This is a genomic window from Streptomyces sp. NPDC047841 (assembly GCF_040704085.1).
Classification (GTDB): domain Bacteria; phylum Actinomycetota; class Actinomycetes; order Streptomycetales; family Streptomycetaceae; genus Streptomyces; species Streptomyces argyrophylli.
Map to the genome: position 1 here is coordinate 589,192 of NZ_JBEYRP010000001.1, position 25,843 is coordinate 615,034.

A 25,843-nucleotide genomic window follows, 5' to 3' on the forward strand; every position below is an offset into this window, starting at 1 on the left:
CCGGCCCGCACCTCCCGCGCTCGACGTCACACGCCCCCCTACTCGCCCCGTTTGCCCAGGTCAGGGCGTTTGTCAGTGGGTGGGTGCAGGATGGACGCATGGTCAGCTCCGCACACCGAGCCCTCGACGGCTTCTCCCCCGCGACCCGCGGCTGGTTCACGGGGGCCTTCTCCGCGCCCACCGCGGCCCAGGCGGGCGCGTGGCAGGCCATCCGGGAGGGCTCGGACGTGCTGGTGGTCGCCCCGACCGGCTCCGGCAAGACACTCGCCGCATTCCTCGCCGCCCTAGACCAACTCGCCTCCACCCCGCCCCCGGCCGATCCGAAGAAGCGCTGCCGGGTGCTGTACGTGTCCCCCCTGAAGGCCCTCGCGGTCGACGTCGAACGCAACCTGCGCAGTCCGCTGACCGGTATCCGGCAGGAATCGGTGCGGCTGGGCCTGCCCGAGCCGGAGGTCAGGGTCGGCATCCGCTCCGGCGACACCCCGGCCGCCGAGCGCCGCGCCCTGTCCACGCGCCCGCCGGACATCCTGATCACGACCCCCGAGTCGCTGTTCCTCATGCTGACGTCGGCCGCGCGCGACGCGCTCACAGGCGTGGAGACGGTGATCCTGGACGAGGTGCACGCGGTCGCGGGCACCAAGCGCGGCGCGCACCTCGCGCTCTCCCTGGAGCGGCTGGACGAGCTGCTGCCCCGGCCCGCCCGCCGGATCGGCCTGTCGGCGACCGTGCGCCCGGTGGACGAGGTGGCCCGGTATCTGTCCCCCCGCCGCAAGGTGGAGATCGTCCAGCCCGAGTCCGGCAAGGAGTTCGACCTCTCCGTGGTCGTCCCCGTCGAGGACATGGGCGAGCTGTCGGGCGCCCCGGCCGCCGACGCCTCCGAGGGCGGGGAGCGGCCGTCGATCTGGCCGCACGTGGAGGAGCGGATCGCCGACCTGGTGCAGGCCCACCGGTCCACGATCGTCTTCGCCAACTCGCGCCGCCTGGCGGAGCGGCTGTGCAACCGGCTCAACGAGATCGCGTACGAGCGCGCCACCGGCGAGACCCTGGACGAGCACCACTCCCCCGCCCAGCTGATGGGCGGTTCCGGCGCGGCCCAGGGCGCGCCGCCGGTGATCGCCCGCGCGCACCACGGTTCGGTCTCCAAGGAGCAGCGTGCCCTCGTCGAGGAGGACCTCAAGGCCGGGCGGCTGCCCGCGGTGGTGGCCACCTCCAGCCTGGAACTCGGCATCGACATGGGCGCCGTGGACCTGGTGGTGCAGGTCGAGTCCCCGCCGTCGGTCGCCTCCGGGCTCCAGCGGGTGGGCCGCGCGGGACACCAGGTCGGTGCCGTCTCCACGGGCGTGGTCTTCCCGAAGTACCGGGGCGACCTGGTCCAGGCCGCCGTGGTCACCGAGCGGATGCGCACGGGCGCGATCGAGTCGCTGAAGGTGCCCGCGAACCCGCTGGACGTGCTCGCGCAGCAGCTGGTCGCCATGACGGCGCTGGACACCTGGCAGTTCGACGACCTGCTCACCGTGGTCCGCCGGGCGGCCCCGTTCGCCTCGCTGCCCGAGTCGGCGTTCACGGCGACGCTGGACATGCTGGCGGGCCGCTATCCGTCGGACGCGTTCGCGGAACTGCGCCCGCGCGTGGTGTGGGACCGCGTCACGGGCGACATCACCGGCCGTCCGGGCGCCCAGCGCCTCGCCGTCACCTCCGGCGGCACGATCCCGGACCGCGGCCTGTTCGGCGTCTTCCTCGCCGGTTCCGACCCCAAGAAGGGCGGCGGCCGGGTCGGCGAGCTGGACGAGGAGATGGTCTACGAGTCCCGGGTGGGGGACGTCTTCACACTGGGCACGAGTTCCTGGCGGATCGAGGACATCACGCGCGATCGCGTCCTCGTCTCGCCGGCGCCGGGCGTGCCGGGCCGGCTGCCCTTCTGGAAGGGCGACCAACTGGGCCGGCCGCTGGAGCTGGGCCGCGCGGTGGGCGCGTTCCTGCGCGAGGTCGGCTCGCTGCCCAAGGACGACGCCCGGCTGCGGCTGCTGACGGCGGGCCTGGACGCGTGGGCGGCGGACAACGTGCTGTCGTACCTGGACGAGCAGCGCGAGGCCTGCGGACACGTCCCGGACGACCGCACGATCGTCGTGGAGCGGTTCCGCGACGAGCTGGGCGACTGGCGGGTCGTCGTCCACTCCCCGTTCGGCGCCCAGGTCCACGCGCCCTGGGCCCTCGCCCTCGGCGCCCGCCTGTCCGAGCGGTACGGCATGGACGCCCAGGTCATGCACGCCGACGACGGCATCGTGCTGCGCCTGCCCGACGCCGACCTGATGGGCCTGGACCTGCTCGACCGGGAGCCCGTGAAGGCCGGCACCGAGTACGGCGGCGACCAGGCCCCGGTCGGCGCGGCCGACGTCGCCTTCGACAAGGGCGAGGTCGACCAGGTCGTCACCGACCAGGTCGGCGGCTCGGCCCTGTTCGCCTCCCGGTTCCGGGAGTGCGCCGCCCGCGCGCTGCTGCTGCCGCGCCGCAATCCCGGCAAGCGCACCCCGCTGTGGCAGCAGCGCCAGCGGGCGGCGCAGCTGCTCCAGGTGGCGAGCGAGTTCGGCTCGTTCCCGATCGTCCTGGAGGCGATCCGCGAATGCCTCCAGGACGTCTTCGACGTGCCCGGGCTGGTCGAGCTGATGGGCGACATCGAGTCCCGCAAGGTGCGCCTGGTCGAGGTGACCACCCCGGAGCCGTCCCCGTTCGCCCGCTCCCTGCTCTTCGGGTACGTCGCCCAGTTCCTGTACGAGGGCGACTCCCCGCTGGCCGAGCGCCGCGCCGCCGCGCTGTCCCTGGACTCGCGGCTGCTGGCCGAGCTGCTGGGCCAGGCGGAGCTGCGCGAGCTGCTCGACGCCGAGGTGCTGACCGAGCTGGAGCGCGAGCTGCAGTGGCTCACCGAGGACCGCCGGGTCAAGGACGTCGAGGGCGTCGCCGACGTGCTCCGGCTGCTCGGCCCGCTGACCGACGCGGAACTGGTCGCGCGCGGTGCGGACCCGCAATGGGCGCGGGAGCTGGCCGGTGCCCGCCGGGCGATCAGGGTGCGGATCGCGGGCGCCGAGCACTGGGCGGCCGTGGAGGACGCGGGCCGGCTGCGCGACGCGCTCGGCACGGCGCTGCCGGTCGGTGTCCCCGAAGCGTTCACCGAGCCGGTCAAGGACCCGCTGGGTGACCTCCTCGCGCGGTACGCCCGTACCCACGGCCCGTTCACCTCGGCCACCGTGGCGGCCCGGTTCGGCCTGGGTGTGGCGGTCACCGAGGGGGCGCTGCAGCGGCTGGCCGCGGCCGGCCGGATCGTGCAGGGCGAGTTCCATCCGGCGGGCATCGGCCAGGAGTGGTGTGACGCGGCCGTGCTGCGCCGGTTGCGCCGCCGGTCCCTGGCGGCCCTGCGGCACGAGCTGGAGCCCGTGCCGCCCGCCGCGCTCGCCCAGTTCCTGCCGCAGTGGCAGCACATCGGCAGGGGTCATGGTCTGCGGGGCATCGACGGGCTGGTGCGGGCCGTCGAGCAGTTGCAGGGCGCCTCCGTGCCGGCCTCCGCGCTGGAGAAGCTGGTGCTGCCCTCCCGTGTGGCGAACTACACGCCCTCGATGCTGGACGAGCTGACCGCCGCGGGCGAGGTGGTGTGGGCCGGAGCGGGTGCCCTGCCCGGCAAGGACGGCTGGGTCTCCCTCTATCTGGCGGACGCGGCCCCGGTGCTGCTCCCGGCACCGCACCCGCTGGAGCTGACCGCGCTGCACCAGTCGGTCCTCGACGCCCTCTCCGGTGGTTACGGCCTGTTCTTCCGGCAGATCGCCGACCAGGTCCGCGCCACCACGCACCCCGACGTCACCGACCCGCACCTGGCCGACGCCCTCTGGGACCTGGCCTGGTCGGGCCGGCTCACCAACGACACCCTGGCGCCGATGCGCTCCCTGCTGGGTTCGGGCCGTACGGCCGGCTCGACCGCCCACCGTGCCAAGCGTGCCGTCCCGCGCGGGCGCTACGGCTCGCTGACGGCCGCCGCGCGCACCGCCTCCCGCACCGGGCCGCCGACCGTCGCGGGCCGCTGGTCACTGCTGCCCGCGGCCGAGCCGGACGCCACCGTGCGCGCGCACGCGCTGGCCCGCACGCTCCTGGACCGGCACGGTGTGGTCACCCGTGGCGCGGTCGCCGCGGAGGGCGTCGAGGGCGGCTTCTCAGCGGTGTACCGGGTGCTGTCGGCGTTCGAGGACAGCGGTCAGGCCCGGCGCGGCTACGTGGTCGAGGGGCTGGGCGCGGCCCAGTTCGCCATGGACGGCGCGGTGGACCGCCTCCGCGCGGTGGCGAACGCCCGCGAGCGGACGGAGGGCCTGCCGGCCCCTGCTCGGCCGCAGGGCTTCGGTGCCCCCGGTACGGCGAACGGCTTCGGCGCCCCGGATGCCGTGAACGGCTTCGCAGGGCCGGACTTCCCGAACCCGTTCGACGGTCCCGGCGGTCCCGGCGGCGCCACCGGCACCCCGCACGGCCACACGCCCCCCGGTGCCTTCGACGGAGCCGAGGGCGGCTTCGGCCACCCCGGCCTGGACGGCGACTTCACCTGGCCTCCGGAGGGCCCCTCCGGAGGCGACGGCACCCCGGCGGCCCGCGACCTCGCCGACCCGTTCGCCTCCCCCGGCTACGGCGGCCCCCGCGGCGGCGGCCCCACCTCGTACGGCCCCGCCTCCGGCTCGACCGCGTACGGCGCGGCCCCGTACCGCGGCCAGGGCAACGGCCGGCCGGGCAGCGCCACGACCGACCCCCGCGCCGTGGTCCTCGCCGCGGCCGATCCCGCGAACGCCTACGGCTCCGCGCTGCCCTGGCCGGAACCGCCGGCCGGAGCCGGGCACAAGCCGGGCCGCAAGGCGGGCTCGCTCGTCGTCCTGGTGGAGGGCGAGCTGACGCTGTACATGGAACGCGGTGGCAAGACGCTGCTGGCCTGGCCGACCGCCCCGGACACGGCCGCGACGGACGATCCCCGCCTGCGCACGGCCGCCGAGGCGCTGGCCGCGGCAGCCCGCGCGGGCTCGCTGGGTACGGTCACGGTCGAGCGGATCAACGGCACCCAGGCCCTGACCTCGCCCCTGGGCACTCTCCTGGAGGGGGCGGGATTCGTGGCGACACCGCGCGGTCTGCGCCTGAGAGCGTGAGGCCCGGTACGCCAGGCAGCGGCGGCCGACGCCGACACGGCGCCGGCCCCGGTCCCGTCGACCCGCGCCCGCTGCCCCCGGCCCCCTCTCACCCCACCGTGGCACCCTTGACCCATGCCCGAAGGTGACACGGTCTGGCAGGCCGCGCGGCGGCTGCACGAGGCCCTCGCGGGCAAGGCGCTGACCCGCAGCGACTTCCGGGTGCCGAAGTACGCGACGGTCGACCTGTCCGGCCGCAGGGTGCTGAACACCGTTCCGCGCGGCAAGCACATCCTCACCCGGTTCGAGGGCGGCCTCACCTTGCACACCCACCTGCGCATGGAGGGGTCGTGGAAGGTGTTCGGCACGGGCGAACGCTGGCGGGGCGGACCGGCGTACCAGATCCGGGCGGTACTCGGCACCGCGGACCGCACGGCCGTCGGCTACCGGCTCCCGGTCCTGGAGCTGCTGCGCACGACCGAGGAGGAGCGGATCGTCGGCCATCTCGGCCCGGACCTGCTCGGCTCGGACTGGGACCCCGAGCGCGCCCTGGCCAACGTCCTGTCGGACCCGGCCCGCGAGCTCGGCGAGGCCCTGCTGGACCAGCGCAATCTGGCCGGGATCGGCAACGTCTACAAGAGCGAGCTGTGCTTCCTCCTCGGCGTCACCCCCTGGCTGCCGGCCGGGGCGCTCCCCGCGGACCTCGCCCGGCGGCTGCCCGGACTGGCCAAGCGGCTGCTGGAGGCCAACCGCGACCGCCCGGTCCGGCAGACCACCGGCCTGCACCGGTACGACCTGTTCGTCTACGGCCGCGCACCCCGCCCCTGCCTGCGCTGCCACACCCCCGTGCGGGTGGCCGACCAGGGCGACGGTTCCCAGGAGCGCCCCACCTACTGGTGCCCCACCTGCCAGACGGGCCCCGCCCCCGCACCCGGCGCCCCCCAGCGCTGGCGCGACAAGTACCCGCGCCGCACCGGCTGACCGACCCGCCCCGCCGACCGCGACGCCGGCACCGGTGGCGCCGGGCTGCTCTGCTACGGCGCGGCGAAGGCGGCCGTGGTGCAGTCGGCCAAGACGCTGACCACCGAGGCCGGCCCGCCCCGCCGACCGGCCCCACCCACGCTCCGGGTCAGCGCGGTCGCACCGGAGTAAATCCGCACCCCATGACCGACCGGCACGGCCCCGAGGCCCAGGCGCACACGGAGGCCGCGATGACCCGGATGACCCCGCCGGGGCGGGTCGGCGAACCGGACGACGTGGCGCGCGCGGTGCTGTTCCCGGCGTCGGACGCGCCGGTGTTCATGACGGCCCGGACACTTCGCCAGAACGGGGGCGTCGTGATGCCTTGGTGACGTCTCCCGCCCGCCAGGCGGCCACCCAGCGCCCCGGGTGCACGGCGCCGTTCGCGCGCCCCTTGGGCACACAGTGCACGGGCAGCAGGCTCAGTCCCCAGCCGCCGGCGGCGACGGCCCCTTCCAGCACGCCCGAGCCCTCTCCCAGGGCGAGCCGCAGCACGGCCCACCACCACATCGCTGCCAGGGCGAGCGCCAGTCCGCGGCGCACTGTCCGTCCCGCCATGCCCGCCATCACCTCCAGCCGGACGCTAGACCGCCGCCGCGACCGCGCGGGAGGCGCACCGAGGGCGCACCGAGGGCTCACCGGTGCAGCGCCGGGAGGCATCCGGCCCGCCCGGCGTTCCCGCCGGCTCTCCCGCGCGGGGATCCGGCCCCGGCCACACCGCTTACGCGTTCTCCGCCTGGAACATCCAGTGATGCTTCTCCAGGTCCGCGGTGATCCCGATGAACATGTCCTGGGAGACCGGGTCGGGCTCCCCGGTCGCCTCCACCCGCTCACGCATCCGGGTGATCACCGAGCCCAGGGCGTCCACCATCGCCCCGACCGCGTCCGTGTCCTTGATCCATCCGGCCGGGGTGGTCTTTATGCCGCTGCCGGAGGCCACCGTGCCGGCGCGTCCGTCGGGCGGCACGCCCAGCGCCGAGGCCCGCTCGGCCACCGAGTCCATATGCGTGCGGGCGGAGTCGACCACCTCGTCCAGCTGAAGGTGGACGGAGCGGAAGCGGGGACCGACGATGTTCCAGTGGATCTGCTTGGCGACCAGCGAGAGGTCCACCAGATCGACGAGGGCGCCCTGGAGCGCCCCGGACACGGTCTTCAGGTCCCCTTCGGCCAACGGGCTCTTCACGACGTACATCCGCTTCCTCCGGTGTTCAGGCTGCCATCACGTCCCTCCCACGATGACCGCACCCCACAACACCGGCAAACGGGCGCATCTCCGGCAAAGAACGCGAAAAGCCCCGGCCGGCCTCCCAGGTCTCCCTGGAGAAGCCCGGCCGGGGCTCAAGCCGTATCGGACGGTGGCGGATCGTCACTCGTCCCGGATCGTCAGACCGCGCGCACGAACCTCACGCGGCGACGACGTCCACCGCTTCCGCGGGCGCCTTGATGGTCACCCGTTCCGGTGGCACGCCGGTCACCGAGACGGAACCCAGCATCGGCCGGACCGGTGTGGGCACGGGCTCGGTGGCCCGGGCGGACTGGGCCAGTTCGGCGAGCGCCAGTTCGTCGCTCACCTCTCGCATCAGTTCCGACATCCGTACGTCCAGCGCGTCGCAGATGGCGGCGAGCAGCTCGGAGGAAGCCTCCTTCTGCCCCCGCTCCACCTCGGAGAGATAGCCGAGTGAGACTCGGGCGGACGAGGAGACTTCGCGCAGAGTACGGCCCTGGCGTTGGCGCTGCCGACGCAGCACGTCACCCAGCAGGCGACGGAGCAGAATCATCGGTGGCTCCCTCCTCGGACCGCGTAGCCGCATCCTTCTCGCCCCACCGTACCGCCTTGCGCCGCGGCCGTGCGGGGAGCGATGTCGTGTTCACTCAGGGCTGCAAACATCAAAACCCCCCGTTCCGTTCCGTATCCTGTGCCCGCTCATTCCCAGTCTGTTCGCCCGCCAGCTGCTCCAGGAGCACTGCGAGTACGCTCCGTACACTCTCCATACGAATTTCCGCACGGCTGCCGTTCAACCTCAGGCCCTCGACTTTTCCGCCACCGGCAGAACCGGACCGGACGCCGAGGGGGCCGTCGACGGCCACGAAGACCGTCCCGACGGGCTTGCCGTCCTGCGGATCGGGGCCGGCGACTCCGGTGGTCGCGATGCCCCAGTCCGCGCCCAGTGCCTTGCGGACTCCGGCCGCCATCTGGCCCGCGACCTGCGGATCCACCGCTCCGCACTGGGCCAGCAGGGTGGCGTCGACACCCAGCAGCTCATGCTTCAGTTCGGTGGCGTATGCGGTGATCGAGCCCCGGAACACCCGGGACGCGCCGGGTACTCCGGTGATCTCCGCCGCTACCAGGCCACCGGTCAGCGACTCCGCGACGGCGAGGGTCTCGCCCCTCACGGTCAGTAGTCGCACCAGTTCGGTGGCCGTGGAACTCACGCTTCCTTCTCCTCCAACGCTGCCGCGCGCTCGGCGATTCCCCGCCGGCGCAGCACAATGGCTTGTCTTACGTAGTCGAGGCCCGTGACGACGGTGAGGACGACCGCCGCGGCCATCACCCAGAAGCGCAGGCTGGCGAGCCACCCGGTGAGGGCCAGGACGTACATCCCGACGGCCACGCCCTGGGTGAGCGTCTTCAGCTTGCCGCCCCTGCTGGCGGGGATCACACCGTAGCGAATGACCAGGAAACGCAGCAGGGTGATGCCGAGTTCCCGGCCGAGGATCACGGCCGTCACCCACCATGGCAGATCGCCGAGGGCGGACAGACAGACGAGCGCCGCACCCATGATCGCCTTGTCGGCGATGGGGTCGGCGATCTTCCCGAAGTCGGTGACGAGGTTGTAGGTGCGCGCCAGGTGCCCGTCGAACAGGTCGGTGATCATGGCGATGGCGAAGGCCGCCCAGGCCAGCGAGCGCCAGGCCGGGTCGTAACCGCCGTCGGCCAGCATCAGTGCCACGAAGCCCGGCACCAGGACCAGGCGGAGCATCGTCAGCAGATTGGCGACGTTCCAGACGCTCGCCTGGTTGACGGCCGCGGCCGCGATCTTCCCGCCACGCGGGGACTTGCCGCCCTCGGGAGCCGTGGCCGGACCCGAAGCAGAACCGGAGACCTCGGCCGGGGTTCCGCCGTCGGCAGCGGCTGCGGAGCCCCGGGCGCCCTGCGCGCCGGAGGAGCCGCCCGCGGCGGATGCCGGGACTCCGGTCATCTGCCCGCCTCCTCACTACACGCGAGCGAGCCGGTCAGCGGCTCGGCCACCAGGTCGACACCTTCGGTGCCCACCACCTTCGCCTCGACCATACGTCCGACGCTCAGGCCCGCGCCGCTCGTGAGGAGCACCTGGCCGTCGGTCTCCGGCGCCTGGTGCGCGCCGCGGCCGTGGACGCCCTCCTTCTCGTCCACGGACTCCACCAGGACCTGGACGGTCTCGCCGACGCGTTCCTCGGCGCGCTGCGAGACGAGTTCCTCGGCGAGGCGGGAGATGTGGGCCAGGCGCTCAGCGACGACGTCCTCGTCCAGCTTGTTCTCGTACGTCGCCGCTTCCGTGCCCTCCTCGTCCGAGTAGCCGAAGACACCGATGGCGTCCAGCCGGGCGCCGTTCAGGAAGCGCTCCAGTTCGGCGAGGTCGGACTCGGACTCGCCGGGGAAGCCGACGATGAAGTTGGAGCGCACGCCGGCCTGGGGCGCCTTGCTCCGGATGGTGTCGAGCAGTTCGAGGAAGCGGTCGGTGTCGCCGAAGCGGCGCATGGCGCGCAGCACGCCGGGCGCGGAGTGCTGGAAGGACAGGTCGAAGTACGGGGCGACCTTGGGGGTGGAGGTCAGGACGTCGACGAGTCCCGGGCGCATCTCGGCCGGCTGGAGGTAGCTCACCCGCACCCGCTCGATGCCGTCGACCTCGGCCAGCTCCGGCAGCAGGGACTCCAGCAGGCGGATGTCGCCGAGGTCCTTGCCGTAGGAGGTGTTGTTCTCGGAGACCAGCATGATCTCCTTCACGCCCTGCTCGGCCAGCCAGCGGGTCTCGTTCAGGACGTCGCTGGGGCGGCGGGAGATGAAGGAGCCGCGGAAGGAGGGGATGGCGCAGAACGAGCAGCGCCGGTCGCAGCCCGAGGCGAGCTTGACCGAGGCGACCGGGGAGCCGTCGAGACGGCGGCGCAGCGGCGCACGGGGGCCCGAGGCGGGCGCGACGCCCTCCGGGAGGTCGGCCGGGCCGTGTCCGGGCAGCGCGACGGACGCTGCCGACTCCTGGCGCTCGGCGGGGCTGATCGGCAGCAGCTTGCGCCGGTCGCGGGGGGTGTGGGCGGCGTGGATGCCGCCGGAGAGGATGGTCTGGAGGCGGTCCGAGATGTCCGTGTAGTCGTCGAAGCCGAGGACGCCGTCGGCCTCGGGCAGCGCCTCGGCCAGTTCCTTGCCGTACCGCTCGGCCATGCAGCCCACCGCCACGACGGCCTGGGTTCTGCCCTGGCCCTTGAGGTCATTGGCCTCCAGCAGCGCGTCGACGGAGTCCTTCTTGGCGGCCTCCACGAAGCCACAGGTGTTGACCACGGCGACGTCGGCGTCCGCGGCGTCCTCGACGAGCTGCCAGCCGTCCGCCTCCAAACGGCCTGCGAGCTCCTCGGAATCCACCTCGTTACGAGCGCAGCCGAGAGTGACGAGTGCGACGGTACGGCGTTCAGGCATGGGCTCAAGACTACTTTGTCTCACTGACGGCCCACGTCGACGGGGTTGGCCGATTGCGGCCGACTCCGTCACACGTCCGTCCCGCGGGCCCCCGTCAGCCCGCGACCGGGTCGCCCTTCGTGTAGGTGAGGCGCTCCACCGCGCCCGGCCGGAAAGTGTCCTCGATCTTCTTGCCGTTGACGTACAGCTCGATCGCACCGGCGTCGCCGAGGATCAGGTTGATCTTGGAGCTGTCCTGGAACGTCTTGGACTCGCCCTTCTTCAGCAGCCCGTCGTAGAGCATCCGGCCGTTGTGGTCCTTGGCCGAGATCCAGCTGCGTCCGTTGGGCGCGCTGACCTGGACGGTGACCTTGTCCTGCGGGGCGGCGGCGATGGCGCTGTCGGAGGGCTCGCCGGTCGGTGCGGCCGGCGTCGTCTTCTGCGGCGTCGGCGCGGCGGACTTGCCGGGCGCGGGCGTCCCGCCCTCGGCGACCTGCGACTTCGCGTCACTGGAGGCTCCGCCGCCCTTGAACGCGGTGAACCCGACGAATCCGATCACGACGACGATCGCGGCGACCATCGCGGCGGTCCAGTTCGGGCCGCGCCGCTCGGGCCGGATCCGCTCCGCCTCGAACAGGGGTGCGGCGGGGGTGGGCGCGGGCCGGCCGCCGTGCTCGGCGTCGTACTGGGCGATCAGCGGCTCGGGGTCGAGGTGGACGGCCTTGGCCAGCGTGCGGATGTGGCCACGGGCGTACACATCGCCGCCACAGGGGGCGAAGTCGTCGGCCTCGATGGCGCGCACGATGGCGATACGGACACGAGTGGCACTGCTGACGTAGTCCACGGTGAGCCCGGCCGCGATCCGCGCCTGCTGAAGCGCGCGGCCCACGGAAGGCCGGGCTTCCTGGGACTCGTCTCGGAACGGACGCTCGTCTTCAGGGGAGTTGCCGATGGACACGGGGGCGCCTTTCGAGCGTGTAGCCACCTGTGCTGGAAGCTCAGTCTAGGGGGGGTACGAAAGGGTGGGACAACCGGACGGTAGGACATTCGTGCGCCATCGGGATGGCCGGACAATCCGATGGTTTGACAGGCTGGTACCCCATGATGGGGCGGCTACCTGTCCTTTCGCTCAACTGGACGTACGACAAAGGGAAACGGTTGCCCGCCGGTCGCTAACGGGTGGGTCACGGCGATCCCGCCACCCGGCGTAAGCCGCGTCCGCCGAACGGCCCTTCGACTCACCCCTCCGACTCCCCGCGGAGCACGGCGAGCACGCCGTCCAGCTCGTCGGGTTTGACCAGGACGTCACGTGCCTTGGAGCCCTCGCTCGGTCCCACGATGTTGCGGGACTCCATCAGGTCCATGAGCCGTCCGGCCTTGGCGAAGCCGACGCGCAGCTTGCGCTGGAGCATGGACGTCGAGCCGAACTGGGTGGAGACGACCAGCTCGGCCGCCTGGCACAGCAGGTCGAGGTCGTCGCCGATGTCCTCGTCGATCTCCTTCTTCTGCTTGCTGCCCACGGTGACGTCGTCCCGGAAGACCGGCGTCATCTGCTCCTTGCAGTGCCGGACGACGGCCGCGACCTCCTCCTCGGTCACGAAGGCGCCCTGCATGCGCGTGGGCTTGTTCGCGCCCATCGGCAGGAACAGGCCGTCGCCCTTGCCGATCAGCTTCTCGGCGCCGGGCTGGTCGAGGATGACCCGGGAGTCGGCCAGCGAGGAGGTGGCGAAGGCGAGCCGGGAGGGCACGTTGGCCTTGATCAGACCGGTGACCACGTCGACCGAGGGGCGCTGGGTGGCGAGCACCAGGTGGATGCCGGCCGCGCGCGCGAGCTGCGTGATGCGCACGATCGCGTCCTCCACGTCCCGCGGCGCGACCATCATGAGGTCGGCCAGCTCGTCCACGATCACCAGCAGGTACGGGTACGGCTGAAGCTCGCGCTCGCTGCCCTCGGGCGGCTTGGCCTTGCCCTCGCGCACCGCGCGGTTGAAGTCGTCGATGTGCCGGTATCCGTAGGCGGCCAGGTCGTCGTACCTGAGGTCCATCTCTCGGACGACCCACTGCAGCGCCTCGGCGGCCCGCTTGGGGTTGGTGATGATCGGCGTGATCAGGTGCGGGATGCCCTCGTAGGCGGTCAGCTCCACGCGCTTGGGGTCGACCAGGATCATCCGGACGTCCTCGGGCGTCGCCCGCATCATGACCGAGGTGATCAGGCAGTTGATGCAGGACGACTTGCCGGAGCCGGTGGCTCCGGCGACCAGCATGTGCGGCATCTTCGCCAGCGAGTGCATCACGTACCCGCCCTCGACGTCCTTGCCGAAGGCGACCAGCATCGGGTCGTCGTCCTCCGCCGACTCCGCGAGGCGCAGCACGTCACCGAGGTTGACCATCTCCCGGTCGGTGTTCGGGATCTCGATGCCGACCGCGGACTTGCCGGGGATCGGGCTGATGATCCGCACGTCCGGGCTGGCCACCGCGTACGCGATGTTCTTGGTCAGCGCGGTGATCCGCTCCACCTTCACGGCGGGGCCGAGTTCGACCTCGTAGCGGGTGACCGTCGGGCCGCGGGTGAAGCCGGTGACGCGCGCGTCGACCTTGAACTCGGTGAAGACCTGGGTGAGCGAGGCGACGACGGCGTCGTTGGCCGCGCTGCGGGCCTTGCCGGGGCCGCCGCGCTGGAGCAGGTCCAGGGAGGGCAGCGCGTAGGTGATGTCGCCGGACAACTGGAGCTGTTCCGCGCGCGCGGGCAGCTCGCGGGGTTCCTCGGGGGCCTTCTTGGTGAGGTCCGGGACGGAGCCGGTCGCCGGCTTCTGCTGCTCGGGGCGGGCCGCCGGGACCGGCCTGGGTGCGGGAGCGGGAGCCGGCTCGGCGGCAGGGGCCGGCGCGGGCACCGGGGTGGTGTCCTCGCGCTCGCCCGCGCTCACTCCCTGGGTGAGGTCCGCGACGAGCGGGGACGGCGGCATGCCGTGCTGGACGGCGCCGTCGAGCGCGGCGGCGGCCGCCGCCGCGACGTCCACGGCGTCCAGCTGGCGCTGCGGGTCCGGCTGTGGCACCGCGGAACGCCTGGGGCGCCCGCGGCGCTGCGTGAGGGCCTCTTCCTCGGCGCTGTCGGGGTCGTACGCGTGCGGGGCGGCGGAACGCCGGCGGAGGCGCGCGGGCGTCGCCTCGCGCCACTCGTCGTCGTAGTACTCCTCCCCGTACCGGTCCTCCTCCGGGTCGCGCAGCACGCCCAGGTGCACGCCGAGCGTCCGCAGCCGCTGCGGGATCGCGTTGACCGGGGTGGCGGTCACCACGAGCAGCCCGAAGACGGTCAGCAGCACCAGCAGCGGTACGGCGAGCACCTCGGTCATGGTGTACGTCAGCGGGGTGGCCGCCGCCCAGCCGATGAGGCCGCCGGCATCCCTTATGCCCTGCATGCCGTCGCTGCGCGCGGGCGAGCCGCAGGCGATGTGGACCTGGCCGAGCACGCCGACGACGAGGGCGGACAGGCCGATCACGATCCGCCCGTTGGCCTCCGGCTGTTCCGGGTGCCGGATGAACCGTACGGCGATCACCGCGAGCAGTATCGGCACCAGCAGGTCGAGCCGGCCGAAGGCACCGGTGACCAGGATCTCGACCAGGTCGCCGACGGGCCCGCGCAGGTCCGCCCAGGTGCCGGCGGCGACGATCAGGGCGATGCCGAGCAGCAGCAGCGCGATGCCGTCCTTGCGGTGGGCCGGGTCGAGGTTCTTCGCGCCCTGCCCTATGCCGCGGAAGACGGCGCCGACGGCGTGCGCCAGGCCGAGCCAGAGGGCGCGCACGATCCGGTACAGGCCCCCGGTCGGGCCGGGTGCCGGCCGCGTGGGCGCGGCCTTCCTCGCCGGGACCTTCTTGGCGGGGGCCCTCTTGGCCGGGGGTTTCCTCGGGGCGGCCTTCCTCGCCGGAGCCTTCACGGGAGCCGCCGCCTTCTTGGCGGGCTGCTTCTTGGCTGCGGAGGGACGTGAGGCCATGCTGTGAGGTTACCGGGGGAGACGGCAGCGGACACGTGTGCCCACAGCTTCACCCGTTCGTGTCGTGCCTGCCGGGGCTCGGAACTGACGCACACTCATCCGGGACCCGGGCCCGGTGTACGTCAGTTCCGCCCGTGCGTCAGTTCCGCCTGGCCGTCAGTTCTGCGAGGGCACCGAGGTACCGGCGCCGCCCGCGCCCGGCTCCAGGGCGTCGAGCGCACGGCGCAACCCGGTGAGTTTGCGCTCCAGATGGGCCGCCGTGGCCACCGCGGCGGCGTCCGCGGAGTCGTCGTCCAGCTGCTTGGACAGCGCCTCCGCCTGCTCCTCGACGGCCGCGAGCCGCGCGGACAGCTCGGCGAGGAGCCCGGCCGGCTCCTTGCCGGCGGCTCCGCCCTTGCCGCCGCCCTCCAACTGGAGCCGCAGCAGCGCCGCCTGCTCCCGGAGCTGGCAGTTCTTCATGTACAGCTCGACGAAGACCGAGACCTTCGCACGCAGCACCCACGGATCGAACGGCTTGCTGATGTAGTCCACCGCGCCCGCCGCGTAGCCCCGGAAGGTGTGGTGCGGGCCGTGGTTGATCGCCGTGAGGAAGATGATCGGGATGTCCCGGGTGCGCTCGCGCCGCTTGATGTGCGCGGCGGTCTCGAACCCGTCCATGCCCGGCATCTGGACGTCCAGCAGAATGACCGCGAAGTCGTCCGTGAGCAGTGCTTTGAGCGCTTCCTCCCCGCTCGATGCCCGCACCAGCGTCTGATCGAGCGCAGAGAGGATGGCCTCCAGCGCCAGCAGATTCTCCGGCCGGTCATCGACCAGGAGGATCTTGGCCTTCTGCACCATGGCCCGCCCTCCTCGCCCCGGCGGTACACCGGGCGCCGCCCCAGGGGACGACTCCCTTTCGCCGCCCGTCCTTGTGCCGGTCATCGTAGCCGCACCCCGCCTGTCGACACACCCTGTCACCGCGATGTCACTGTGCACACAGCGGAAACGCGGCGAGGCCCCGGATGGTTCCCGGAATCCTGGATTCCGCCGCGTTTCCGCTCTTCATCATGCAGCAACTCCCCGCGCCCGCCGGAGATTCCCCCGACGTTCACCGCACACCCGTCCGATCCGTTCACCATGGTCACCCCGCGGTCACTCCGCGGTCATCCACTGACGCATCACCGTCAGCAGGTGATCGGGATCGACCGGCTTGGTGACATAGTCGGAGGCTCCCGACTCGATCGCCTTCTCCCGGTCGCCCTTCATCGCCTTCGCGGTCAGCGCGATGATCGGCAGCCCCGCGAACTGCGGCATCCTGCGGATCGCCGTGGTCGTCGCGTACCCGTCCATCTCCGGCATCATGATGTCCATCAGGACGACCGCCACGTCGTCGTGCTGCTCCAGCACCTCGATGCCCTCGCGGCCGTTCTCCGCGTACAGCACCGACAGGCCGTGCTGCTCCAGGACGCTGGTCAGCGCGAACACGTTGCGGATGTCGTCGTCGACGATCAGCACCTTCTCGCCGCCGAACCGCACCGCGCGGCCCTGCTGCGGCGCGCGCTCCTGCTCCGGCACCGGCGTCCACTGCTCGGGGCGCTGCCCGCCCTCCGGCAGGCTCCGCCGCCGGCGCCTGAAGAGCGCGGCGGCGCCGTTCTGCGTCTCCTGGTACGACTTCACCTCGGCCGGCGTCTCGATCTCCACCGCGGACAGCTCCGAGGACAGATGCGCCTCGGAGGCCACCAGGTCGCCGGCCTCCAGCGCGGGCACGGACTGCTGGTAGCCCTGCGGCGGCAGCTCGCTCGGGTGCAGCGGCAGGTAGAGCGTGAACGTCGAGCCACGGCCCGGTTCGCTCTGCGCGTGGATCTCACCGCCGAGCAGCTGCGCGATCTCCCGCGAGATCGACAGGCCGAGACCGGTGCCGCCGTACTTACGGCTGGTGGTGCCGTCCGCCTGCTTGAACGCCTCGAAGATCACCCGCATCTTGCTGGCCGCGATGCCGATACCGGTGTCGGTCACCGAGAACGCGATCAGCTCACCGCCCGGATCGCGCAGCGAACCGGCCTCCAGCAGCTGCTCCCGGATGGACTGCGGCACGCTCGCGCCGGCGGGCCGGATCACCAGCTCCACCGACCCGGAGTCGGTGAACTTCACCGCGTTGGACAGCAGGTTGCGCAGCACCTGCAGCAACCGCTGCTCGTCGGTGTGCAGGGTGGCCGGAAGCTCCGGGGAGACCCGCACGGACAGGTCCAGGCCCTTCTCCGCCGTCAGCGGCCGGAAGGTGGCCTCCACGTAGTCCACCAGCTGGACGAGCGCGATCCGCGTCGGCGAGACGTCCATCTTGCCCGCCTCGACCTTCGACAGGTCGAGGATGTCGTTGATCAGCTGGAGCAGATCGGAGCCGGCGCCGTGGATCGTCTCGGCGAACTCCACCTGCTTGGGCGAGAGGTTGCCCTCGGCGTTGTCGGCGAGCAGCTTCGCCAGGATCAGCAGCGAGTTGAGCGGGGTGCGCAGCTCGTGGGACATGTTGGCGAGGAACTCGCTCTTGTAGCGCATCGACACCGCGAGCTGCTCGGCACGCTCCTCCAGGACCTGCCGGGCCTCCTCGATCTCGGTGTTCTTCACCTCGATGTCCCGGTTCTGCCGGGCCAGCAGCTCGGCCTTCTCCTCCAGCTCGGCGTTGGACGCCTGGAGCGCCTTCTGCCGGTTCTCCAGCTCGGCCGACCGCTCCCGCAGCTGCTCGGTCAGCTCCTGCGACTGCTTGAGCAGCTGTTCGGTCTTGGTGTTGACCGAGATGGTGTTGACGCTGGTCGCGATCATCTCGGCGATCTGGTTGAGGAAGTCCTTCTGGATCTGCGTGAACGGGGTGAAGGACGCCAGCTCGATCACACCGAGCACCTTGCCCTCGAACAGCACCGGCAACACGATGACCTGCGCGGGCGGCGCCTCGCCGAGCCCCGAGGAGATCTTCAGGTAGCCGCTCGGCGCGTCCGACACCAGGATCGTGCGCTTCTCCTGCGCGGCCGTGCCGACCAGCGCCTCACCGGGCCGGAACGACGTCGGCATGGAGCCCATCGAGTAGCCGTACGAACCGAGCATCCGCAGCTCGTAGTCGTCCTCGCCGTTGCCGACGCCCTTGCCCTCCATGAGCGGCATCGCCACGAAGAACGCGCCGTGCTGGGCGGACACCACCGGCGTCAGCTCGCTCATGATCAGCGAGGCCACGTCCTCCAGGTCCCGGCGGCCCTGCATGAGGGCCGAGATCCGGGCCAGGTTGCCCTTGAGCCAGTCCTGCTCCTTGTTGGCGATCGTGGTGTCGCGCAGGTTGGCGATCATCTTGTTGATGTAGTCCTGGAGCTCCTGGATCTCGCCGGACGCGTCCACGTCGATCTTCAGGTTCAGGTCGCCCCGGGTCACCGCGGTCGCCACGCGCGCGATGGCCCGCACCTGCCGGGTCAGGTTGCCGGCCATCTCGTTCACCGACTCGGTGAGGTCCCGCCACGTGCCGTCGACGTCCCGCACGCGCGCCTGACCGCCGAGCTGGCCCTCCGTGCCCACCTCGCGGGCCACACGCGTGACCTCTTCGGCGAAGCTGGACAGCTGGTCGACCATCGTGTTGATCGTCGTCTTCAGCTCGAGGATCTCACCGCGGGCGTCGATGTCGATCTTCTTCGTCAGGTCACCCTTGGCGATGGCCGTGGTGACCATGGCGATGTTGCGCACCTGACCGGTCAGGTTGGACGCCATCTGGTTCACCGACTCGGTGAGGTCCTTCCAGGTGCCCGCCACGCCCGGCACGTGCGCCTGGCCGCCCAGGATGCCGTCCGTGCCCACCTCACGGGCCACCTTGGTGACCTGGTCGGCGAACGAACTCAGCGTCTTCACCATGGTGTTGATGGTGTCGGCGAGCTGCGCGACCTCGCCGCGCGCCTCGATCGTCACCTGCCGCGTCAGGTCACCGTTGGCGACGGCCGCGGCGACCTGGGAGATGTTGCGCACCTGCATGGTCAGGTTGTTGGCCATCAGGTTGACGTTGTTGCTCAGGTCCTTCCAGATGCCCGTGACGCCCGGTACGTGCGCCTGGCCGCCCAGGATGCCCTCGGTGCCCACCTCGCGGGCCACCCGGGTCACCTGCTCGGCGAAGCTGGACAGCTGGTCGACCATCGTGTTGACCGTCGTGACGAGCTCGAGGATCTCGCCCTTCGCGTCCACCGTGATCTTCTTCGACAGGTCGCCCTTCGCGACCGCCGTCGTCACCTCGGCGATGTTGCGCACCTGGATCGTCAGGTTGTTCGCCATGAAGTTCACGGACTGCGTGAGGTCCTTCCAGGTGCCGGAGACCCCCTGCACCTCGGCCTGACCGCCGAGCATGCCCTCCGTACCCACCTCACGGGCCACGCGCGTGACCTCCTGGGCGAACGACGACAGCTGGTCGACCATCGTGTTCAGGGTGTTCTTCAGCTCCAGGATCTCCCCGCGCGCGTCCACGGTGATCTTCTGGGACAGGTCACCGCGCGCCACGGCGGTGGCGACCTGCGCGATGTTGCGCACCTGGGCCGTAAGGTTGCCGGCCATGCCGTTCACGGAGTCGGTCAGGTCCCGCCACACACCGGCCACACCGGGCACCTGCGCCTGCCCGCCCAGGCGGCCCTCCGTACCCACGTCCCGCGCCACGCGGGTCACCTGGTCGGCGAAGGCGGACAGCTGGTCGACCATCGTGTTGATCGTGTTCTTCAGCTCGAGGATCTCGCCGCGCGCGTCGACGTCGATCTTCTGCGACAGGTCACCGCGCGCCACGGCCGTCGTCACCTGGGCGATCTGCCGCACCTGGGACGTCAGGTTCCCGGCCATGAAGTTGACGGAGTCCGTCAGCTCCTTCCAGGTGCCGGAGACGCCGTCCACCCGGGCCTGACCGCCCAGCCGGCCCTCCGTACCCACGTCCCGGGCCATCCGCGTGACCTGGTCGGCGAAGCTCGACAGCTGGTCCACCATCGTGTTCACGGTGTTCTTCAGCTGGAGCATCTCACCGGAGACGTCCACGGTGACCTTCTGCGACAGGTCGCCGTTGGCCACCGCCGTGGTCACCTGGGCGATGTTGCGCACCTGCCCGGTGAGGTTGCGGAACGCGGTGTTGACGGAGTCCGTCAGGTCCTTCCACGTACCCGCCGCCCCCGGCACCTGCGCCTGGCCGCCCAGCTCGCCCTCGACACCGATCTCCCGCGCGACCCGCGTCACCTCGGCACCGAACGCCGACAGCTGGTCCACCATGCCGTTGACGGTGTTCTTCAGCTCCAGCATCTCGCCGGCCACGTCGACGGTGACCTTCTGCGACAGGTCACCGCTGGCCACCGCGGTCGTCACCGCCGCGATGTCCCGCACCTGGGTGGTCAGGTTCCTGAACACCGTGTTGACGGAGTCCGTCAGGTCCTTCCACGTACCCGCCGCGCCCGGCACGTTCGCCTGCCCGCCGAGCCGCCCCTCCGCGCCGACCTCGTTCGCCACCCGTGTGACCTCGTCCGCGAAGATCCGCAGCGTCTCGGTCATCTGGTTGATCGTCTCGGCGAGCTGCGCCACCTCGCCGCGCGCCGGAACCGTCACCTTCTGCGACAGATCGCCGTTGGCCACCGCGGTGGTCACCTGGGAGATCCCGCGCACCTGCGCGGTCAGGTTGCCCGCCATGGTGTTGACGGAGTCCGTCAGCTCCTTCCACACCCCCGCCACTTCGGGCACCTGCGCCCGGCCGCCCAGGATGCCCTCCGTGCCCACTTCCCGGGCCACCCGCGTCACCTCGGAGGAGAACGCCGAGAGCTGGTCCACCATCGTGTTGACGGTGTTCTTCAGCTCCAGCATCTCGCCGGCGACATGGACGGTGACCTTCCGGGACAGGTCGCCCTTGGCCACCGCCGTGGTCACCAGGGCGATGTCCCGCACCTGGGCGGTCAGCCGGTCCGCCATGGTGTTGACGGACTCGGTCAGGTCCTTCCACGAACCCGACATACCGCGCACCCGGGCCTGGCCGCCGAGCTTGCCCTCGGTGCCGACCTCGCTGGCCACGCGCGTGACCTCGTCCGTGAACGTCGACAACTGGTCGACCAGGTTGTTGACGGTACGGCCGACCTTCAGGAACTCACCCCGCAGCGGATGCCCCGTACCGCCGTCCGGCGCCTGCGTCCGCAGCTCCATCCGCGGCGACAGATCGCCCTCGGCGACCGCCGTGAGCACCCGGCCGACCTCCGAGACCGGCCGCACGAGGTCGTCCACCAGCGCGTTGGAGTTGTCGATGGCCGTCGCCCAGGAGCCCTCGCAGGCCCCCGTCTCCAGCCGCTCCGTGAGTTTTCCCTCACGCCCCACCATGCGCCGCACCCGCGACAGCTCACCGGTCAGATGCAGGTTCCGGTCGGCCACCTCGTTGAAGACGGCCGCGATCTCCGACATCACGCCGTCCCCGGAGACCGTGAGCCGCTTGCGGAAGTTCCCGTCGCGCATCGACACGAGAGCCGCCAGCAGCCGGTTCAGGGCAGCGGTGTCCACCGTGGTGGTGCCGCCGCTCCTGCCCAGGGACGATTCGCCTTTCGCGCGCGTCCTCGTGCCTCGCGTCGCCGCGCCAGACTCCACTGTGTCCCTCCCGGAGGGGTAGACCGTTCCTGCTGTACTCGGCCGCTTCGGCCCCGCCTGCCGGTCATCGGCCTGCCGGTCACTCACGCGTACCGATCACTGCTGCGTTCTCCTGCCAGACGAGATCCGGCCTCACCTAGGGCTGCTGCCCGCCGTACACCGAACACACGCAGCGCGACCCGACCTCCGTCAGAAGCCTGCCCAGTGTTTCACCCCGGCCCAACCAGGCCATAACAGTTCGGCAGCTTCGCACATCGTCCGCACACCCTGGGGGCGTAAACACCGGCGACCGGCATCCGCGCGGACCGCGAAGGTAAGTAACCTTGCATGCGGCTGTCCAGCCGCACCGGTCCGACCGGTCTGGGCGGTGGCACGAGTACGAGCGGGCATCGGAGGGGCGGCCGGACACCATGACCACCGGACTGATCCCCGGGGCACAGCCCCCGGAGCCACAGCCGACGGGCGAGCTGATGCCGCAGCAGCGGAGCGAGCCGGCCGGCCACGCAGCCCTGCATGTCGACAACCGGCCGAGGAGTTCTGTGATCACCGCGCGCGCGGCTGCCAGTTTCGAGCCCGTCGGACGATCGGTAGCGACCGCCCGGTCCTTCGTCCGCGACACCCTCCAGGGCTGGGGGTTCGCCGACGTCGTCGACGACGCGGTCGTCCTCACCAGCGAACTGGTGACCAACGCCGTCGTCCACGCGGGCACCCACGCGGAGGTGCTGTGCCTGCGCGCCGAGGACGGCGTGCGCATCGAGGTCTCCGACCGCTACCCGGAGCGCGAGGTGCCCCTCCAGAGCTCCGCCGTGGCCATGAGCAGCCCCGACCGCGAGGGCGGCCGCGGCCTCCAGCTCTGCGCGGCCCTGGCCACCCGCTGGGGCGTGGACTACACCCCCACCCGCAAGAACGTCTGGTTCCAGCTCGACCTGCCCGAACGCCCCGTCGGCACCCGCACCGCCGGCCCTGCCCTGCCCGCCGACCTCCTGCCGCTGGCCGACGGCCGCGTCCGCGTCGCCGTCCTCCAGGTCGACCGCAAGGGCGGCATCAGCGCCTGGAACGAGGACGCCGAGGAACTGTTCGGCTACCCGGCGTCCGACGTCATCGGCAAACCCCTCACCGAGCTGGCCGCCTGGCCGCACACCCCCGGCACCGGCACCGGCATCGCCGAGGCTCTCCAGCTCTCCCGCTGGGAGGGCACCTACGGCATCCGCGGCGCCGACGGCCGCGTGGCCCAGGTCTACGCCTCCCACCTCCGGGTCCGCGACACCGGAGGCGAACCCTCCACCGTCTGTCTCCTCGTCCGCGACCACGAGCGCGCCGTCCTGCAGACCCCCTCCCGCGTCCCGGCCGCCGACCCCGCCCCGTCCGCCGACGGGCAGAGCACCGACCCCTTCGAGGTGTTCATCGGCTCCCCCGCCCCGGACGACCTCGACGGCCTCCTCCAGCGCACGGTGGAACGCGCCCGCGACATGCTCGACGGCGACTCCGCGTTCCTCCTGCTCGCCACCGACGACGAGACGGAACTGGAGGTCCGCGCCTCCACCGGCCTGCCCTCCGCCCGCCAGCGCTTCGCGCGCGTGCCCGTCGAGGCGGGCCCCGGACGCTACGGCTCCGCCCGCATGCCCGCCGTCCACGACGACCTCGTCGCCGTCCCCGGGGCCGTACCCCTGCTCGCCGGAACCGGCATGCGCTCCGTCGTCACCGTCCCGCTCAAGGTGGAGGGCCGCCTCACCGGCTCCCTCGGCGTCGCGGCGGAGGCACCCGGCCGGTACACCAACGAGGAGGCACTGCGCCTCCAGTTCGCCGCCGACCGCATCGCCCTGGCCGTGGAGTCGGCCCGCCTCGGCGAACTGGAACGGCTGCGCCGCGGCTCCCTGAGCTTCCTCGTCGAGGCCTCCGACCTGCTGGCCGGCACCCTGGACCGGGACCAGACCCTCGCCCTGATGGCCCAGATGACGGTCCCGACGCTGGCCACCTGGTGCGCGGTCTACACGATCGCCGACCAGGCATCCGAGCCGTACCTGTCGTACGTCCTGCACGAGGACGAGGAACTCATCGACGGCATCAAGTCACTGCTGTCGAAGGTCCCCGCGCCGGATCCGGTGCCGACCCCCGGCGCCCGCGTGTGGACGACACCCGCCGAGATCGCCCACCGGGCCGCCCTGCGCACCTCCATGCGCAGCCTGGGCCTGGCCGGCGGCCGCACGCACCAGTTCGCCTCCGGCATCGGCCCGACGCTGGCGACGGCCTCCGCGGTCGGCGGCGAGACGGTCGTCCTGCCGCTCGTCGCCCGCAACCGCGTCATCGGCATGCTGACCCTCGGCAAGCCCACCGACGAGCACTTCCGCCAGGAGATCCTGGAACTCGCCGAGGACTTGAGCCGACGGGCCGCCCTCGCCCTGGACAACGCCCGCCTGTACTCCGAGCGCACGGCCATCAGCCAGTCCCTCCAGCGCAGCCTGCTCCCGCCGGGCCTGCCGCACATCGACGGCGTCGAGGTCGAGGTCATCTACCGCGCGGCCGGCGAGGGCAACGAGGTCGGCGGTGACTTCTACGACCTCTTCCCCATCGGCGACGGCGCGTACGGCTTCGCCATCGGCGACGTCTGCGGTACGGGCCCCAACGCGGCGGCGGTCACCGGACTGGCCCGGCACGCCCTGCGCCTGCTGGCCCGCGAGGGCCTGTCCGGCCCGGCCGTGCTGGAGCGCCTGAACTCCGCGATCCTCGACGAGGGCGACCGCAGCCGCTTCCTTACCCTCCTCTACGGCGAGCTGCGCCCGCAGGAGGACGGCAGCGCGGAGCTGAAGGTGGTCTGCGCCGGTCACCCGCTCCCGCTGCGCCTGCGCCAGGACGGCACGGTGACGGCCGCGGCCGAACCCCAGCCGCTGCTGGGCGTCATCGAGGACCTGGAGCTGTACGAGGAGACGGTCACCCTCGACCCGGGCGACGTGCTGCTCTGCGTCACGGACGGCGTCACCGAGCGCCGGGAGGGCACGCGCATGCTGGGTGACGACGGCCTCGCCGACGTCCTCACCGCCTGCACAGGTCTGACGGCGGGCGCGGTCGCGGCACGCATCATGCGCGCGGTCGAGCGTTTCGCCTCCGACGCCCCGTCCGACGACATGGCGATTCTGGCGATGCGGGTCCCGGGAATCCACAAGGAGGCTTGAGGAAACACGAAAAGGCCCCACCCGGAAGGGTGGGGCCTTTTTCTCGGAGCCCCCAAACGGAATCGAACCGTTGACCTTCTCCTTACCATGGAGACGCTCTGCCGACTGAGCTATAGGGGCCTGTCGTTTTCGAGGTTTCCCTCGCGGCGACGAAGAAACTGTACCCCGAGCAGGCCCGAGTTCCCAAATTCGTACGCTGCCCGGTCAGAAGGCGGGCTGAAGCAGACCGCCCAGGGCGTTGCAGGCGGACACCACGCGGTGCATCTCCCGCTTGGTGAGCGCGGCGTCCACGGGCAGCGCGAGCGTCACGTCGGCGGCCAGCTCGGTCTGCGGCAACGACACGCACCGGCGGAACTCCGGCAGCCGGTGCACGGGTGTCTTCACCGGCACCCGGCACTCGACTCCCTTGGCCCGCACGGCCCGTGCGAAAGCGTCCCGGTCAGGCCGGCCGTTCCCCGGCACCCGCACGACGTACTGCTGATAGGTGTGCCCGTCCCCACCGTCCGGCGTCCGTACGCCCTTCAACTTGGCGTCGAGGTAGGCCGCCCGCTCCCTGCGCTGCGCTATCTCGTCGTACGGCGCCTCGGACTCGCCCTGCTCCAGCACCAGCAGCCCGTGCCGCTGCCCGAGCGCGTGCAACCGGCCGATGTCGGCCCGGCGCCCGAAGCGGTGCACGACAACCACCGCGACCGTACGGGCGGTTACGGCCGCTTCGACCGCGTCCGGGTCGAGGCAGTAGGTCACGGGATCTATGTCGGCGAACACCGGGAGCGCGCCCGCCAGGGTCACGGCCTCGGCGACCTCGACGTTCCCGAAGGCCGGTACGACGACCTCGTCACCGACTCCTACGCCGGCGGCCCTGAGCATTGCTGCAGTTCCCATGCCTGGGATGCTGGGCTCGCAACGTGAACGACACGTTAAGCACAACAAAAAAAGGCCGGACCCCGAACCGAAGTTCAGGATCCGACCTTTTCAAAAATTGTTCGGCGGCGTCCTACTCTCCCACAGGGTCCCCCCTGCAGTACCATCGGCGCTGTGAGGCTTAGCTTCCGGGTTCGGAATGTAACCGGGCGTTTCCCTCACGCTATGACCACCGAAACACTATGAAACAAACAACCGGAACGCCCCCGAAGAGGGGCGACATGGTCGTGGTTTCAGAACCAACACAGTGAACGCGAGCGTCTGAGGACAAGCCCTCGGCCTATTAGTACCAGTCAACTCCACCTGTTACCAGGCTTCCATATCTGGCCTATCAACCCAGTCGTCTACTGGGAGCCTTAC

At 71.6% G+C, this 25,843-nt stretch carries 14 protein-coding genes, 1 tRNA gene, 2 rRNA genes and 1 pseudogene; 4 read left to right on the forward strand and 14 right to left on the reverse strand.

Annotation, left to right across the window (positions count from 1 at the left end):
• The first annotated feature begins 98 nt into the window (after positions 1–98).
• The 3 genes and pseudogenes from AB0947_RS02430 to AB0947_RS02440 all read left to right on the forward strand — a co-directional run.
• The gene (locus tag AB0947_RS02430; protein WP_366748411.1) at positions 99–5,165 is read left to right on the forward strand and encodes an ATP-dependent helicase; all 5,067 of its coding nucleotides are present in this window, start codon (positions 99–101) and stop codon (positions 5,163–5,165) included.
• A 114-nt stretch (positions 5,166–5,279) separates the two neighbouring features.
• Positions 5,280–6,125, forward strand: a complete 846-nt coding sequence (locus tag AB0947_RS02435; RefSeq protein WP_366748412.1) for a DNA-formamidopyrimidine glycosylase family protein — start codon at positions 5,280–5,282, stop codon at positions 6,123–6,125.
• Between the two features lie 30 nt (positions 6,126–6,155).
• A pseudogene (locus tag AB0947_RS02440) lies at positions 6,156–6,496 on the forward strand (SDR family oxidoreductase); the annotation flags it as partial.
• Here the strand turns inward: AB0947_RS02440 and AB0947_RS02445 are convergent.
• From AB0947_RS02445 to AB0947_RS02490, 10 genes are all read right to left on the reverse strand, one after another.
• Entirely contained in the window at positions 6,444–6,722 is a 279-nt protein-coding gene (locus AB0947_RS02445) for a hypothetical protein (protein WP_366748413.1), read from the reverse strand. The pseudogene AB0947_RS02440 and the gene AB0947_RS02445 sit on opposite strands and share 53 nt — an antisense overlap.
• Before the next feature lie 163 nt (positions 6,723–6,885).
• Positions 6,886–7,356: a DNA starvation/stationary phase protection protein gene (locus AB0947_RS02450; RefSeq protein WP_366748414.1), complete on the reverse strand. Its 471-nt coding sequence runs from the start codon at positions 7,354–7,356 to the stop codon at positions 6,886–6,888.
• Between the two features lie 211 nt (positions 7,357–7,567).
• On the reverse strand, positions 7,568–7,942 hold the full coding sequence (locus tag AB0947_RS02455; protein WP_014675397.1) for a helix-turn-helix transcriptional regulator: 375 nt from the start codon (positions 7,940–7,942) through the stop codon (positions 7,568–7,570).
• A 109-nt stretch (positions 7,943–8,051) separates the two neighbouring features.
• Positions 8,052–8,597, reverse strand: a complete 546-nt coding sequence (locus tag AB0947_RS02460; protein ID WP_366748415.1) for a CinA family protein — start codon at positions 8,595–8,597, stop codon at positions 8,052–8,054.
• Positions 8,594–9,364 (reverse strand): CDP-diacylglycerol--glycerol-3-phosphate 3-phosphatidyltransferase, encoded by a 771-nt coding sequence (pgsA, locus tag AB0947_RS02465; protein ID WP_366748416.1) that lies wholly within the window; start codon positions 9,362–9,364, stop codon positions 8,594–8,596. Before pgsA ends, AB0947_RS02460 begins: the two co-directional genes overlap by 4 nt.
• Positions 9,361–10,833 (reverse strand): 30S ribosomal protein S12 methylthiotransferase RimO, encoded by a 1,473-nt coding sequence (rimO, locus tag AB0947_RS02470; RefSeq protein WP_366748417.1) that lies wholly within the window; start codon positions 10,831–10,833, stop codon positions 9,361–9,363. Before rimO ends, pgsA begins: the two co-directional genes overlap by 4 nt.
• 94 nt (positions 10,834–10,927) lie before the next feature.
• The gene (locus AB0947_RS02475; protein ID WP_366748418.1) at positions 10,928–11,770 is read right to left on the reverse strand and encodes a RodZ domain-containing protein; all 843 of its coding nucleotides are present in this window, start codon (positions 11,768–11,770) and stop codon (positions 10,928–10,930) included.
• Between the two features lie 280 nt (positions 11,771–12,050).
• Positions 12,051–14,801: a DNA translocase FtsK gene (locus AB0947_RS02480; protein WP_366748419.1), complete on the reverse strand. Its 2,751-nt coding sequence runs from the start codon at positions 14,799–14,801 to the stop codon at positions 12,051–12,053.
• A gap of 156 nt (positions 14,802–14,957) precedes the next feature.
• Entirely contained in the window at positions 14,958–15,638 is a 681-nt protein-coding gene (locus AB0947_RS02485; protein WP_366748420.1) for a response regulator, read from the reverse strand.
• Positions 15,639–15,932: 294 nt separating this feature from the next.
• The gene (locus AB0947_RS02490; protein WP_366748421.1) at positions 15,933–21,392 is read right to left on the reverse strand and encodes a HAMP domain-containing protein; all 5,460 of its coding nucleotides are present in this window, start codon (positions 21,390–21,392) and stop codon (positions 15,933–15,935) included.
• Between the two features lie 410 nt (positions 21,393–21,802).
• Between AB0947_RS02490 and AB0947_RS02495 the strand changes: the two genes are divergently transcribed.
• Positions 21,803–24,562, forward strand: coding sequence for a SpoIIE family protein phosphatase (locus tag AB0947_RS02495; protein ID WP_366748422.1), 2,760 nt, complete (start codon positions 21,803–21,805; stop codon positions 24,560–24,562).
• A 47-nt stretch (positions 24,563–24,609) separates the two neighbouring features.
• Here the strand turns inward: AB0947_RS02495 and AB0947_RS02500 are convergent.
• The 4 genes from AB0947_RS02500 to AB0947_RS02515 form a co-directional block, all read right to left on the reverse strand.
• Positions 24,610–24,682 (reverse strand) — tRNA-Thr (locus AB0947_RS02500).
• Positions 24,683–24,766: 84 nt separating this feature from the next.
• Positions 24,767–25,429: a DegT/DnrJ/EryC1/StrS family aminotransferase gene (locus AB0947_RS02505; protein ID WP_366748440.1), complete on the reverse strand. Its 663-nt coding sequence runs from the start codon at positions 25,427–25,429 to the stop codon at positions 24,767–24,769.
• Positions 25,430–25,543: 114 nt separating this feature from the next.
• Positions 25,544–25,660, reverse strand: a 5S ribosomal RNA gene (gene rrf / locus AB0947_RS02510).
• 86 nt (positions 25,661–25,746) lie between these two features.
• Positions 25,747–25,843: ribosomal RNA gene (locus AB0947_RS02515) — 23S ribosomal RNA — on the reverse strand; the annotation flags it as partial.